The sequence below is a fragment of the Paenibacillus sp. J14 genome, assembly GCF_000518465.1.
Lineage (GTDB): Bacteria > Bacillota > Bacilli > Paenibacillales > Paenibacillaceae > Fontibacillus > Fontibacillus barengoltzii.
In genome coordinates this window covers 85917-100684 of record NZ_JADQ01000002.1, presented here as the reverse complement: position 1 = coordinate 100684, position 14768 = coordinate 85917, and the positions used below count along the sequence as shown (strand labels likewise).

10 protein-coding genes are annotated in these 14768 nt (G+C 53.0%); 1 reads left to right on the top strand and 9 read right to left on the bottom strand.

Annotated elements, in window-relative coordinates:
* Positions 1–13 precede the first annotated feature (13 nt).
* From M891_RS0101135 to M891_RS0101105, 7 genes are all read right to left on the bottom strand, one after another.
* Positions 14–1303 carry an MFS transporter gene (locus M891_RS0101135; protein ID WP_028537504.1) on the bottom strand — a complete coding sequence of 430 codons (1290 nt, stop codon included), beginning with the start codon at positions 1301–1303 and terminating at the stop codon, positions 14–16.
* 36 nt (positions 1304–1339) lie between these two features.
* Positions 1340–2251, bottom strand: coding sequence for a polysaccharide deacetylase family protein (locus M891_RS0101130; protein ID WP_016313778.1), 912 nt, complete (start codon positions 2249–2251; stop codon positions 1340–1342).
* A gap of 81 nt (positions 2252–2332) precedes the next feature.
* Positions 2333–2818, bottom strand: coding sequence for an RDD family protein (locus tag M891_RS23065; RefSeq protein WP_084628783.1), 486 nt, complete (start codon positions 2816–2818; stop codon positions 2333–2335).
* Positions 2819–3034: 216 nt separating this feature from the next.
* Positions 3035–4033, bottom strand: coding sequence for a glycosyltransferase (locus M891_RS0101120; protein WP_028537503.1), 999 nt, complete (start codon positions 4031–4033; stop codon positions 3035–3037).
* Positions 4034–4311: 278 nt separating this feature from the next.
* Complete coding sequence (locus M891_RS23060) at positions 4312–5283, bottom strand: phosphotransferase family protein (protein ID WP_051416789.1); 972 nt, start codon at positions 5281–5283, stop codon at positions 4312–4314.
* A 143-nt stretch (positions 5284–5426) separates the two neighbouring features.
* Entirely contained in the window at positions 5427–8582 is a 3156-nt protein-coding gene (locus M891_RS23055; protein ID WP_232228254.1) for a copper amine oxidase N-terminal domain-containing protein, read from the bottom strand.
* A 226-nt stretch (positions 8583–8808) separates the two neighbouring features.
* On the bottom strand, positions 8809–9468 hold the full coding sequence (locus M891_RS0101105; protein WP_036699110.1) for an MOSC domain-containing protein: 660 nt from the start codon (positions 9466–9468) through the stop codon (positions 8809–8811).
* A gap of 214 nt (positions 9469–9682) precedes the next feature.
* Between M891_RS0101105 and M891_RS0101100 the strand changes: the two genes are divergently transcribed.
* A complete protein-coding gene (locus tag M891_RS0101100) occupies positions 9683–10102 on the top strand; it encodes a hypothetical protein (RefSeq protein ID WP_028537501.1) in 420 nt (139 codons plus the stop codon).
* A gap of 69 nt (positions 10103–10171) precedes the next feature.
* Here M891_RS0101100 and M891_RS0101095 read toward each other — a convergent pair whose 3' ends face one another.
* Both M891_RS0101095 and M891_RS0101090 read right to left on the bottom strand, forming a co-directional pair.
* Complete coding sequence (locus tag M891_RS0101095) at positions 10172–12112, bottom strand: LTA synthase family protein (RefSeq protein WP_028537500.1); 1941 nt, start codon at positions 12110–12112, stop codon at positions 10172–10174.
* An 85-nt stretch (positions 12113–12197) separates the two neighbouring features.
* Positions 12198–14747 carry a beta-mannosidase gene (locus M891_RS0101090; protein WP_028537499.1) on the bottom strand — a complete coding sequence of 850 codons (2550 nt, stop codon included), beginning with the start codon at positions 14745–14747 and terminating at the stop codon, positions 12198–12200.
* Between the last annotated feature and the right edge of the window lie 21 nt (positions 14748–14768).

Genomic DNA, 14768 nt, shown 5'->3' with positions numbered 1-14768 from the left:
CGATCCTCTCGGGTTATGACGTTCTCTTGCCCAAAGGGAATAAGTAAAAAAATAACCATGCCAGCAGCAACGCTCCAGCCGGTATCCCGCTAAGCATCCATCGGATGCCCATCGCGGCCGATGCCGGCTGCTCATTTAATGCGGCGTCGTAACCACTCGCCTCCAGAATGAGCCCCATGCATGCCGCCTGCAGCGAAACGCCCCAGCGCACGATAAATCCGTTCATGCCGAAGTACATGCCCTCCCGTCTTGCCCCAGTACGCCGCTCATCCTCATCGATCACCTCAGACAACAGGACATCAAGCAGCACCAGCAGTCCTGCCAATCCGATGCCGACGGCTGCAGCGGTGCCCATCGCCCCGCCTGCCTGTGTAACCAAGCCGAACGGCAGCAACGCTGCGGCATAGCAGCCCACCGCAATGAGGATGCCCCGCCGAGCTCCATATTTGGCGGTGATCCGTCCCCACAGAAATACGCAAGGAATCGCGGTGATAAAGATGGCCCCTAGCAACAAGGTGTTATAGCTCTCCTCGCGACCCAGCACGTATTTGGTGTAGAACGGAATCCCGGCAGGCAGCAGTGCAAATGTAAACTGCACCAGAAAGCTGCCAGTCACGTAAAGGACAAACGCTCGGTTCCCCAAAGTATGTCGAACCGCTGTGGATAAACGGAAGGTGGCACGTTCCGGATCATGATGCTCCCGGCTGCCCCAAAGGGATAACGCTAGGAAGATGGCCGACAATCCAGCGAATATAACCCCCATCGCACCCCAACCAATCTGAGAATAAAGGAGCGGCGGAATCGCGACACCTACAATCATGCCCACGATCCCCATCATTTGCCGCCATGAAGAGACATACGCTCGGTCCTTAATACTCTGGAACATCTCCGGGAACAAAGCCGAGTAGTTCAGAACAACCAAGACGAATAATGCATCATACAGAATCACCGTGCCAATAAAATATGGAAAGGCTGCTCCTTCCGCCGCCGGGGGCACCCACAGCAATGCAAACGCTGCCGCCAGCGGAACCATTCCAAACCCGATATAAGGAAGGCGTCTGCCAAACCGGGTGCGGGTCCGGTCAGACAAATGACCAAACAACGGGTTCAGCACAGCATTCAGCACGCCGTGAAAGATCATCGCCAAGCTGATCCAGGCAGGCCGTACGCCCAGCACGTCGACGTAATAATAGACGAGATAGGTTGCAAAAGCTTGCGACATCAAATTGACCGCCAGATTGCCCGAACTGTAGGCTACCTTTTGAAGCTCCGTCCGGTTTCCCGGATTTGCGGTTCGCATCATCCGCCCTGCCTCCTTTATTCAATCAGCCAGCCGGCCCTAAAGCCGCTGCTGTGACTTCTGCAGATCCTGCAAGTCCTTCCAACGGATCATCTCGATGCCTTCCTCCGCAAGAACCGTCTTAATGTCTGGATCTCGGAACAACATGTAGTCCCAATGTCTTTTTTCCCATTCGTGATGGATAGCCTTCAGTTCTTCCGTTGCAAGCGCTGGATGGATGATAATCTCTGAAACGCCGGGGCGGAGCCCTTTAAGAACCGCAATCATATCGCGTTTGTAGCTCTCGTATGTTTCGCCCGGCTGCTTGCCAAAGGGCAGACCGATGAGATCGTCGAGGAGGATCACACCCATCCGGTCAGCTAACTCGGTGACCTGACGCATGAGGGCATTCGCCTCCGGGGGCAATTTCCCTATTTGCGGCAGTGAACGAGGCAACCGGAAGGGCAATCCGTAATCCGCACAGATCTCAAACGTCACGTCTAGGAAATGGTTCCCTGTTGCCAAACCATATAGGCTGCCCATGTGGTTATCGAGATGTGTAGGAGCCAAGCCTAGCGCCAATGCGGTCTCCACCTGATTAATCATTTCAAGGCGCACTTGCGGCCGGGTGGCCTGCAATTCGAAGCGGGCGACGTCCTCGGGAAAATAACCTTCCTCTGTCACCAGAGTTCGCACGTCTCCATCCCGGGTAACCGGCCCCCACTTGTACCCGTTCCATTCACTGGTGAACGTCAAATGGACCCCCACATCGTACTCTGGATTGGCAACGCTCCACGCCACTGCTTCCTTGGCCCAGGAGCAAGGGATCATCACCGTCGCGGAGGATACCGCCCGTTCCTGCAGCAGTTGGGTAATCGCCATATTCTCCGCATGGCACATGCCGAAATCGTCCGCGTTTACAATCAACAGTTTGGCTTCCCGCCCGTACCCCAATCGCTCTGCCAATGTCATTTGCCTTCTCCTCCGTTTCTGCTCTTCTAATTAATTAAAACGCTTTCATAAATATTGAAAATAACCGAAGTGCATCTTCGGTTAAGGATAAAACTCCGAATCCCGGTTAATGACGAACGTGTCACAGATCCAATCGTGCAATCCCCGCTTCTCCCGGGTAAAACCAATCATGATAAAACCGATCAACAGGATCAAAGCGGATAAAATCTGAGCAAAGTACCTGCAGAGCGAACGTAAAAACGAAATTCGTTCTCCTTGACCATCTACAATTTTTGCGCCAATCACCCGCTTCCCGACCGTCCCCTGCCAGGAAGAGCAGGGCATGATCACAAAATATAAGATATCCAGAATCCGCTGGACCAGATCGGGCAAAGGCAGCAACCAATTGACAAGCGTTAAAATGGCAGCATCGATCAAATACGCGAGCAACCTTCGCCAGAATCCCACGTAGATCCGGTCCGGGTCGCGATACATCATCTCACGGCGTTCCCCCTGATCCTGGTTCTGTGTGGAGGGCGGCTCATAAAAGAAAAACGGTTGCCCATCGGTAAGCATGGGTTGTGACATGTAACTTCAGCCCTTTCTCTGGCCGATGAATTTATATACCAAGTGTATGTTGGAACTTAGGCCTATAGTTCTTGAGTTTGTAATTTGTAATTCCGCTTATATCCTAATAATTCCTGCTCAGGCAAAAAAAATAAGGGCAGTCGTGAATCGACTGTCCTTATCGTGATTAACTATTAATGATATTCCGAGCCGCATTGGTTTCTTCCGTCCGCCCGCTCATTTGAGCCACTCCCCAAAGAACCGCTCGTAGCCTCGCTTCATCACGGTCGCTGAAAACTTCTCAAAGGCGTAATCCCGATTGTCCCTGGAAAACTTCAGCGGTGAAGCTGCCGCCATGTTAACCAGCTCAAACCAGTTGTGCTCGTTGCCGGAAAAGGCGTGCCGAGAGCTGATGTGGCCATAACACGGATGCTCTGGTTTGACGACGATTTTGCCCATCGCCAGCGCTTCGGTCAGCGGCATCGCAAAGGTATCAAACCGGGAACAGCTCCAGTACACCTTGGCCGAGTTCATCAGCGCGAACACCTCGTCCTGGGTTAATGCAAACTTCAGGGTAACGTTACGAGGGATGTTGTATTTTTTCACACTTTCCTTATAACGCTCCCCGCCAAACACCATCACGACATCCTTGTCCGGATTCTGCCGCGCATATTCCAGCACCAGGTCCGGCCGCCGATTCTCCTCGTCCCGTCCGATCCACAATACCCGATTCTCCACAATGGCCGCAGGGTCATAATACCGCTCCGCTAACGTTTCATTAAATCCGATTGGGATCACATCCACATCCGTCACACCAAACACGTCGTTCATTTGCTTCCGCAAAAACTCCGTCTGTACGATCGCCTTGTCCACGATGCCATAGAACGGCTTCATCATTTCGTAACCTGTCAGCGCCGGATCAGGGAAGCTGTGGGGAAACAGTACGCTCTTGGGGAGGAACATTTTCAGAAAAGTAAACCCGGATACCGTATAAATCACGTGCTCGATGTTCTGCGAGTAAATCTGGTCCAGCACGATATCGTAATTGACCAAATCCCCCTTCTCATGTTCATAGCCGGGAAGCCAATCGTGTCCGCTGACATGGCGCTCCGGTGAGATGAACACAACTTCCACGCCCAGTTCCCGGCCGATGTCGCGCAGCCGCTCCGCAAACACGCGCGGGCCTTGGGCTTCCGCAAACTGGATTTTTCGCATGACTAAACCGACTTTCTTCATTTGATCCCGCCTCTAGTTGATATAGTAGTATGTGGCTTGCCACGTCATGACTTGCTTCGTCAACCGCTAACGGACCTAATGGACGCTAATGGCTATGAATCCGAGGCTACGCGAGTTTAACGGACTTGAGAGACCTTATTGTAGGCAAATCCGGTAGAAACACCTCTTTATAGCCCAAATAGCGGCTTACAGGTCCGTTACTGCAGGAAATATTCGAAAAATGAGCTGATAAGGTCACTACAGTCCGTTAACAGATCGCAATCGCAAGTGTTCATAGGCTACCCATGGTTCTCCAGCAGTTCCAAACATCCAGTCAAGCCTTTCGCCGTCTCTTCCCGCTGCCGCAGCAGCCCTTCCTTCGTCCAAACGCCGCCGCCTCGGCGCAAATCTCCTTCAATCAAGAGGAGCATCCATAGGGAAAAGATCGCAGCAACCCAGGCGTACTCCTGGATCAGCACATCCTTGACCCATGGCGTGCCCTGTTTGTCCGCTTCTGCAAGATACGTCTCAAGCAGCTCCATCCGATCCTCTGCCGGCATCACCTTAGGAAAGCGCGGATGGGACATGTCGATCAGATGGTACAAATCCCAATAGGGGAGATTCCGGTGCGCATGCTCCCAATCCAGCAACACCACGCGCCCCACCCCTGTCACGGCGTAATTGCCCTGATGCAGATCGCCATGCGACAGCACCTGCCGCTTGGCCGTGAAGCCGGGCCCGTCCCGGACCGCCGAGATGACCTCGGAATCCAACCACTGGACCGGCAGCCCCTGTCCGCCTAAGACAGCCAGTGCCTCCTCCCGCCGATTCAGCACGTCTGCGGCGATGGCTGCGATGCCGGGCTTCGGGCCTTGGGCGGGCAAGCTCGGCCACTGTTCCACGGGAGCCGCATGCAGGCGAGCCAGCTGTCGCACCGCCGCTCGGGCGTACTCCAGCCGGTAGGTATGGTTCAGCTGCCCCAGATCCTCGAAGATCGCCCAGCTCTTAGCACCGCTCCCCTCCGGCGAAGCGGCAAGCAGCATCGGCGCTGGAATCTCAGGCAGCTCCGCCAACACGTCCCGGTACACCCATGCCTCCCGGTCCGCCGATTCCCCGTTCGTCAGCGGCTTGAAAATATAACTTTGACCCGGAGCGAGGTAGATCCGCTCCACCCATTGTCCATTCATGCCTTGGTACATAGGTTCCCGGCGCCAGATCTTGCTCGCATCCAGCGTTCCGTCTGCTTTGACTACTGCATCGATGTTCCGCATTTGGGTTCCTTCCGCTCCCTAGTTTGACCTTAATGTTACATAAATTTTGAAAAGATTGTCAATCCGCCGCCTGTACTGAGCCAATTACACACAAAAAAAGAGCGGCGCCTTAAGCGCACCGCTCTTGTGAATGCACATCGAATTTATAGTGAAGATGAATCCGTATCCTTCGGCTCTGCACCTTGCCCCTCATCCTCGGGCTCCGATTGTACCACAGGGACTTCTACCGTTATAGAGTTCGAAAGTGCATATCCTTTTGCATTAGTCCCATCCGGCTCTGACAGAATATAGACTCTGTATTTCCCGGCAGCAATCGGATTGTGATAGATATCTTGGCTAACCACAGTACTGAGTGTGCCATTATCGGCTGGTACATTGACACCATTGTTTTTCAAAGCGATAGCCGCATCCAAGTTTAAAGTTTGGTCTTCAGAAATTACGAGAACCTTATAGGATCGAATGTAATTCCTGTTGTCAGGCTGCTCAAAATCAACCTTAATGGAGTTCCCTTCAGCCACCGCATTGAGTCGAGTTACCGGAGCAACCGAAATATTATCCGGCCCCACTGTCGGCTTCACAGCATTAGACGCGGCAGATAGAGCGTTAGCACCGTTCTTGGCTACAGTTAAAACAAAAATTTGATACGAGGTATCTTTGTTGATCTCATTTCCATCAACGTCCTTCGAGTGTGCCAAGGTTTGCTTCACGTTCTTCCCGCTCGGATTTACCGATGTGAATCGCTCTGGATCGTTGACCTTGTTGGCATCCGTAAGTTTATAGTTACCCGCTTTTGATGCTGGAACTACGAGAATCCGGTACTCCACGACATTACTTTCATTTGCCAGCTTATTAAAACCGAAATCGATATCTCGGTAGGTACCGCTTTTCGTGCCATTCAATTGTGCATACAAACCATTAACTGCACTAACAGCGCTATTGTCGCTTAACGTAATTAAGTTCGAGTACGTCGACAATACATTGTTCCCACCGTTATTGGCTACGGACAGGACAAAAACTCGGTAAGCGACGTTGTTTTTAATCCGGTCGCCGTCAACGTCTTTCGCACTTGCGTTGAGAGTAGCAGTCAAAGTACTGCTGCCTTTGCTGACCGACGTATATCTATCGCTGGACAGCGCATTTGCTTTCGATAAGTTGAAGCTGCCAACGTTCGACGATTTCACCACCATGATCCGGTATTGGCTGATGTACGTTTCATTGGAAGCACGTGAGAACGAAACCTGCATATCCCGGCCATCGCCATAATCGTTTACGTCGGAGACTTTAATATTCGAAACCGCATCAATTGTATTTGGCGACAATGTAATCGGCGAGGAGTAAGAAGACAACGCATTGCTCAGGTTATATCCGTTGCTGGCTACCGACAGGACAAACACCCGATAGCTGACGCCGTTGCGGATCGTGGCTCCGTCGACATCTCTCGCCCCCGATTTCAGAACCGTGGAAAGTGTATAGCCGTTCTTGCTCACCGTCGTATAATTGGCGCTGCCAACATTGTTAGCCTTGGCTAACGTAAAGTTATTCGCATCCGAGGTTTTGACCACCAGGATCCGATAATTGCTGATATACGTTTCGTTCACAGCCCGAGTGAAGGTTACCTTCAGGTCGCGGCCGTCCCCATAATCGCTCACGTCTTCGACCGTGACGTTCGATACCATATCCACCGTGCTGCCATTGGTTAACGTGATCGCAGCCGAAGCGGACGACAGCGTATTGTTTCCTGCGTAAGCCCCGGTACCCACGGCCATAACGAATACCCGATAGCTGACACCGTTGCGAATCGTGGCTCCGTCGACATCCCGGGCATTGGAGGACAAGGCATACGAAGTAATATTCGAACCGGTCTTGTTCACCTGCGTATAGTTCACGCTAGAGACTTGGTTGGCTTTGGCCAGGCTGAAGTTCGCATAGTCACTGGCTTTCACAACGAAGATCCGGTACGAACTGATCCGCGTTTCATCCGAGATCCGGTTGAAGCTCACCCGCAGGTCGCGGCCGTCGCCGTAGTCGTTCCAGTCTTCCACCTTCGTGATGACCGGCGCGATAATCGAGCCTTGCGAGAGCGTAATCGCCGAGGAGCCGGACGACAATTTGTTCGCATACCCCGTACTGTTGCTCACAGATAACACAAACACTGTGTAGGACACGCCGTTCTTGATCAGATCACCGGACGTATCCCGCGTGGAAGAGGACAACTGACCGGTTAACGTCGATCCGCTCCCTGTTTTGGACACAAGCGTGTAGTAAGAGCTGGACAGGTTGTTCGCCGTGCTCACTGTAAAGCTGCTAGCGTCCTTCGTCTTGACGACGAACACGCGATAGTTTGCGATGTTGCTTTCATTTTGCGCTCTTGTAAAGGTGACGCTCAGGTCGCGGCCATCGCCGTAATCGCTCACGTCACTGACTTTAACGTTCGTTGGAGCCGCAACGGACACGGTGTTGGTCAACGTAAAGGCCGGTGATGGATTCGACAACGTATTGGCGCTGTTGCCCTTGCCGATCACCAATACATAAGCAACGTAGGATTGATCCTCACGAATCGCTGCTCCGTCCACATCCCGTGCGCTGGCTGACAGCGTTAAGGACGGATCGGATCCTGACGGAGACAACGAGGTGTAATTGGCCGAGCCGACTTTCTGGGCGGCTGCCAGATTAAAGCTGGAAGCATTCGCTGCCTTCACGACCATCACGCGATACTGTTCAACGCGCGATTCGTTCGAGGATTTCGAGAAGCTGATTTGCAAATCCCGTCCATCCCCGTAATTTCCTACATCACGGGCCGTGACGTAGGTTACCGGACCAGGATCACTTCCGTTATCCGAGCCGCCCGATCCGCCCGATCCAAAGCCGGATTTAATCGTTACGATTTTGGCGGAATTGTTCCACCCGACTTGCTGCCCTAACGCCTCACTGACGAAGCGGACGGGCACCATTGTTCTGCCTTTCACGCTTTGTGCCGGCACGTCGAGCAAAACCGTCTCATTGTTGATGGTTGCCGAACGCGACATCAGCTTCAGCGTGATCGTGGTACCGTCTTTGTAGGCGGTAACGGTCTTCAACGTCTGGTTGTAGTTCACTTTGGCGTCCAGCGCTTCAAAGATAGCCCGGAGCGGCAGCATCACCCGTCCGCTAATGATAACCGGATCCTGGTCGGTAGTCAGCCGGTTACCATCAATGTAAATGCTGATCGGCGTAGCCGCTTGCGCCGTTGTCTGTTGAAAGATTGGTATTATTAAGAGTGCGGCTAAGAGCGAAGCCCAAATTTTTTTCAAACATCTCATCCTCCCCTTGCTAATGCACAGCTAAAGAAAAAGTAACTCTTCCCATTTGACGTGCGATACCAGGTAAAAGTTTCTATGTTTCCCGCTTGTAAAAAAATTTTCACTCCTAGATGCCTATCCCCGTACGAGAAATTCTGGATAAACCAGGGACTATCGCCATCTATCTAGGACTAGAAGCATGAAAAAATCCGCCCCCATCACGGGCAGCGGATGTATTGCAAGCTGGTTATTTGCCGGTCAATCGATTCAACCGGGCCGTCAACTGTTCACGCCAACTGGTTGACAACTCCTCCACGGCCAAAATACGCCGGATCCCATCGGCATCCTCTTTGTCGACGTGCATCACGCGGTTCGCGAACGTCAGCGTAACTCCTGCGGGATGCCTCTCGACAAGCTCCAGTTGATCCCCGGGCCGAACCTCTCCTTCCTGGAGCACCCGGAAATAATATCCGGTATATCCCGTTTGCTGGATGGCCAGCGGCAGTTCGGGCAAACCATGCTTCACCCCCAGCTTGAAGCAAGGCTGACGTGGTTGGCTGACCTGAACCATCGTACCGCCCATACGGAACCGGTCACCGATGCAGATCTCATCTTCGAGCATGCCTTCGGTTGTAATATTTTCCCCAAACGCCCCAAGTGCCAAGGTAATCCCCAACTTCTCTTCCCAATAAGCATAGCGCTCATACGGATAGACACAAACCGCCTTGTCAGGTCCCCCGTGATTTTTAAGGTCTGCTTGCTCATCACCGGCAAAATTCACCGACGAGAGATACCTTGCTTCCGTCACCGGCGTTTTGAAGATGCCGGTTCGTACCGTTTTGCCTTGATGTTCCACCTCGACTGGCTTTCCCACGTTGAGCGAATGAACCGTCATAAAATCACCCATTTCTCGCAGCCCCCTCTGTTCCGAAAATCAGCGTGAAATAAATTCCATTATAAGGGACACCCCCCTTGAGCACCACCCTTTCATTCAAGGGATTGGAGCCAATTTGAAACTTGCCGGGCTCCTGAACCGTATTACTAGTAGACATCCATGATCTCACAACAATGATTTTTTACAATCAATACGATCCCTTGCATCAAAGAGAGGAATGTAATCTATGAAATTCAAACTTAAAAAAGTTGTTATTCTCGGCACGATGGCCCTTGTGATTACGATAAACCCCAACATGTCCAGTTTTGTAACCAGCCTGAGCTATGCGGCTCACCCCTCCAAGCAATCCAACCAAAGCAATAAGGCGGAGCGTCAGGAGGACGAGCTGAACCGAGTGCTGGGCGCTTCCTCCGACCGGGAGGTTTACGACGCTTTGCTTGAAGGCCAGTCGCTGGCAGAGATTGCCGAATCCCATGGTCAGGATGCAAACCAGGTTATCCAGCTGCAAATTGCCCAACTACAGGAGCAGTTGCAGAAACGGTTGGACGATGGCAGCATCACCCGTGAAGTTTATGAGCTTCAGCTGCAAGAGCTTCCGGAGCTGGTTGCCGAGAGCGCGAAAACAAGGTATACCATCCTTGGCTAATGATTAAAAAATGAAGGCCCTGCTATGAACCGCTTATTTCTTGCGGTATCTAGCAGGGCCTTGTTGCGTTTATCTTCCCCGTTTCGGAAGGAGCTTAACATATTCATCGGAGAGCTTCATCAGTTGCAAAATGTAATCGTAATCGCTGCGATACGGCGCAATATCAGCGACAGGCTGCAGCGTGTCCAGAGAAACCGCTGCGCCGTCGTCAAAGCCAGCACCTGGGACGAACATGACTTCATCGTTAAAGAACGAGCCCGTCGGCAGATAATACCGCATCCCCACCACATTACGATCCAGGTTCAGCAAGTCATGACCAAAGGCGGTGAATCCCTCATGTTCCAACGAAATTCCGAGAAGATTAGCTACCGTCGGCAAAATATCAACCTGGCCTCCGGTGCGCTCGACAACTTGGCCGGGTTGTTGGCCGGGAATGTGAATGATCAGCGGGATGTTGAACCGGCTGATCCGCTCGTCGTAAGCGATCCCCAGCTTCTCGCTGATCTCCTTGGCGGGCACATCCTTCTCCTGAAGGCCAAAGTGGTCCCCGTAGAACACCAGCATCGTATTTTCCCACAACCCCGTTTGCTTCAATCCATCGATCAGCTTGCCGATCGCATAGTCCGTGTAGTTGACTGCCTCGATATAATTCCCAAGCATCGTGCCTTTCATCTCCGTCGGCAGCTCGATTTGGCGGCGATCCTCCGGTACAACAAACGGATTATGGCTTGAGGTGGTGACAAATTGAGCGTAAAACGGCTTGCCTTGCGCTTTGAGCTCGGCCAGCTTCTCGACGCCAACTCGATACATTTCCTCGTCGGACGCGCCAAAATCGTTAAAATGATCGTTGGCATAATACGGTTTGTCGTAATACTTATCGAAGTTCAGCGCCGGGTACATTTTGTTCCGATCCCAGAAGGTCACCTTGTTAATATGGAACGTATTTGCCGTGTACCCGTATTTTTGCAGCAGGCGCGGCAGACTAGGCAGTTCCCGGTCCCCATACCCGGTTGACATCGCCTCCGCAGCAGTTGGATAGATCGACGTATTGGACATAAACTCGGCATCGGACGTATTGCCGGGGCCAATCTGCTGGAACACGTATGGAAAGTAGAAGCCTTCCTTCGCTAAACCGTTAAGGACGGGCGTAATTTCTTGGCCGTTTATTTTCAGGTGCAACGGGAAGTTCTGGAACGACTCCATCTGCACAATGATCAAATTCATCCCCTGGGCAGCGCCAAAATAAGCCGGCACCCCGGGCATATCCACTTTGTAAGGATAGCTGCTCTCAAGCTGACGGACTTTGACTGCCGTCTCCTTCAGATTGCCTTCCGCGATCATCCGCTCTTCCTCCTGGTTGCGGATCGCTGCATCAACCTGGAAGTTAAAGAAACCTACGCTTTCGGCGCGCACCAGCTCATTGTCGATGTCTTTGCCCCAGCGGATATAAAGGCCGGATAGCATGAGGCTGACGATCAAGACGAAAGCCACCCCCACCTTCCACGCGAGCGGGGCACGCGGCCGGTTGTTACGGAAACTGAGGCTCCCCAGCCCCTCCGCAAGATTGAACCCTCGAAAAGCCCGGCGCCTGCGAGCCGCACGAAGAATACGAACGGCAATCAGCACCGGCAGATCCATGAAATATAGAAATTGTTCAGGCCGTAACAGCGAAGCTACGCTGGCTTTGACCTCAGGAACTTGGTTGAGTCCACTGAGCACCGCATACGTTGGTACTGTACCGAAGTAGGCATTATAAACCGTCGCGGCAAACAGAATCACGGAGATGATCAAATTTAATCCAAAGTACACTCCCCATTTGACCTTAGCCGGCGTCAACAGCTCCACCAAACACATCAGCGCCAACACCGACAGCCACTCTCCGGGCAATCCCTGAACCCCAAGGCTGCCATAGAAGAAATAACGCAGCAATAACAGCTTCATGCCAATCAGCACAAACGTGACGACGAAATGAATTCGACTTGAGTTACTTGAGTTACGTATGATCTCCATCTCTTTTCTCCGGAATTTACCGTGTTTTTACAAAACACGCAATTTCTATTCGTTTATTATAACACGGTAAAATCCGGAGTCGAAATTAGACGAAGTCTGCCATAGAGTGGACCGTCAGCTTGCCGGGATGGCCCGCGACAAAAGGCTCTGCGCTGCCTGTACCGCCCCGCCGCCGGAACTCCACCGTGACCGGAACGCCAGGAATAAGATCGAAGTAATTATCGGAGAAAATCCCTTCTTCTTCCGCCGAAATCCACACTTGACGCGCCAACACGTCGCTGATCAGGGTATATTGGCTGCCGCCGCTGCCGGCCACTTCTTGAAATGTAATATTTGCCTGCGGCAACAAAAGCTCTTTAGCTGAAGCGAAGTAAAAAGGTTTGCTGTCCACGGCCTGTCCCTCGATCTCCAGAACCGCATACAGCACAACCTGATGCGGATCATAGCCTTCCAGCCATTCCGCCCGGGTGAATACTCCTGCTTCGACCACCGCATCGGCAGGGGCGTGAACCTCCAACGTCTGTTCTTTCAACAAGCCCCCCTGGAAGTCATAGAGCGATAACCGCAACCGGCCCGTCACCGGCTTCTGCAGATCAGACACGACGCTGATCGAAATTGGGCCATCCTCCGGCTCGTAGATCGCCAGCATGATCTCGCGGAAGCTGCGGCGTACCGCATACTGCAACGCCTTCCAGCGTCCGTAATAGTCCATCCCTGCCCAGGACGCCACCGGCCAGCAATCGTTCATCTGCCAGTACAACGTCCCCATGCAGTAAGGCTTGTTACGGCGATGCGCTTCAATCGCCGTGCGGATCGCCTCGGCCTGCAGCACCTGACTCATGTACAGAAACGAAGGGAAATCCTTCGGCTCCGGCAAATAAAGGTCCATGTACTCCTTGATTAACTGGTTCCCGCGGCCATTCTTCTGATGGGCCAGCATGATTTTAGACTCCAGTGCCAGCTCGGTCTCTGGCGCGTAAGTCAGTACCGATTTCAGCTCCGGAAACGATTGGAAGCCGTATTCGCTCATAAAACGGCCGACCCTCAAGTTATAGTGATTAAACGGCTCAACTGCATGCCAGACGCCCCAGTAATGGACATCCCCCTCACCGGTAACTTGAAGCGCATGTTGATCGGCATCCCCCGTCAATTTACGGATGGGAGAAGAAGGCACGTAGGCAACGCCGCCGCCAAGACGCTCTACTGCTTGCGGCAGAATTCGGTGGAAGATCGCCTCGTAATCCGCCCAGATCTGTTCACGCTGCTTGGCAGTATAATCCTTTTTCCAGCCCCAGCCCCCATCCTCGACATAGTGAGCCCAAGCCGAATCGATTTCGTTGTTCCCGCACCATAGCGCGATACAAGGATGATTCCGCAGCCGCTTGAGGTTGTCCTCCGCTTCGCGCGTCACGCTGTCCAGAAACTTGGGATCCCCTGGGTACATACTGCACGCAAACATGAAGTCTTGCCAAACCATAATGCCGTACTCATCGCACAGCTCGTAGAAAATATCCTGCTCATAGATCCCGCCGCCCCAGACGCGAAGCATATTCATGCCGCTTTCGGCTGCCGTGGCGATTTCATGGCGGTAACGCTCCTGAGTGACTTCCGTCAAAAAGCTGTCGTTCGGGATATGATTTGCCCCTTTGGCGAAAACCGGCACACCGTTTAACTCGAAGCGGAAAGAAGCCCCCGCATCATCCTTCTCCCGAACTAACCGAATGTCGCGCAGCCCGGTTCGAACAGAAGCTTCGGCGACCGCCTCCTGCCCGCCGTCTGCCACAAGCTTAGCATGGAAGTTGTACATCGCTGGTTCCCCCAGCCCCCGGCACCACCACAGCTTCGGCTCCGCAATGACCGCCGGTACTTCTACCACGTTTACCCCCGGCTCTAATCCCACTGAACGCTCCCAGGTCAACTCGCCGTCCGTGAGCTGCATCTGCCCTTCCCAGCGCTCAGCAGTTTCAATTTCTACCACGGCCGTAAGCTCCGCAGCCGAGACGTTGACCCGGTCCTGGCGAATGAACAGGTCACGAATCACCGGGCCGCTCCAGCCCTCAAGCCGCACCTCGCGCCAAATCCCGCTGGTTACGAAGCGCGGCCCCCAATCCCAGCCGTAATGATACGGCGCTTTGCGAGCAAATACGCTGACCCGTTGGTCGCCTAACCCGCCCAGCTCTGACTGGTCGTTTGTCGCTGGCAGACCATACCCCAGCTTCTCGAGCTTCGGCAAATCCTCTGCAATAGGAGAGCGGAAGCGGACAGCAACCTTGTTAACCCCCTTGTGCAGCAGCGGCTTCACATCGATGCGCCAAATGCGGAACATATTGTCGGCGGATAAGACGTGCGTCCCGTTCACGGTGACATCGGCGTAGGTGTCCAAACCGTCAAAAACAAGCTCTAAGTGTCGCAAAGCCAACCAAGCCTCATCCACTTCAAAGGAGGCTTCGTACTCCCAATCTTTTCGATCAATCCACTGCAAATCATGCTCGTTGGTTCCATAAAACGGATCAGGGATCAACCCGTTGCGATACAGATCCGTATGCACCGTGCCCGGCACGCTCGCGGACTTCCACTCCGTCTCGTCACTTGCCTTGAAGCTCCAATGCTGGATTGGATAACGATGTTTGTTCATATGACCTCCATCAAGTTATAA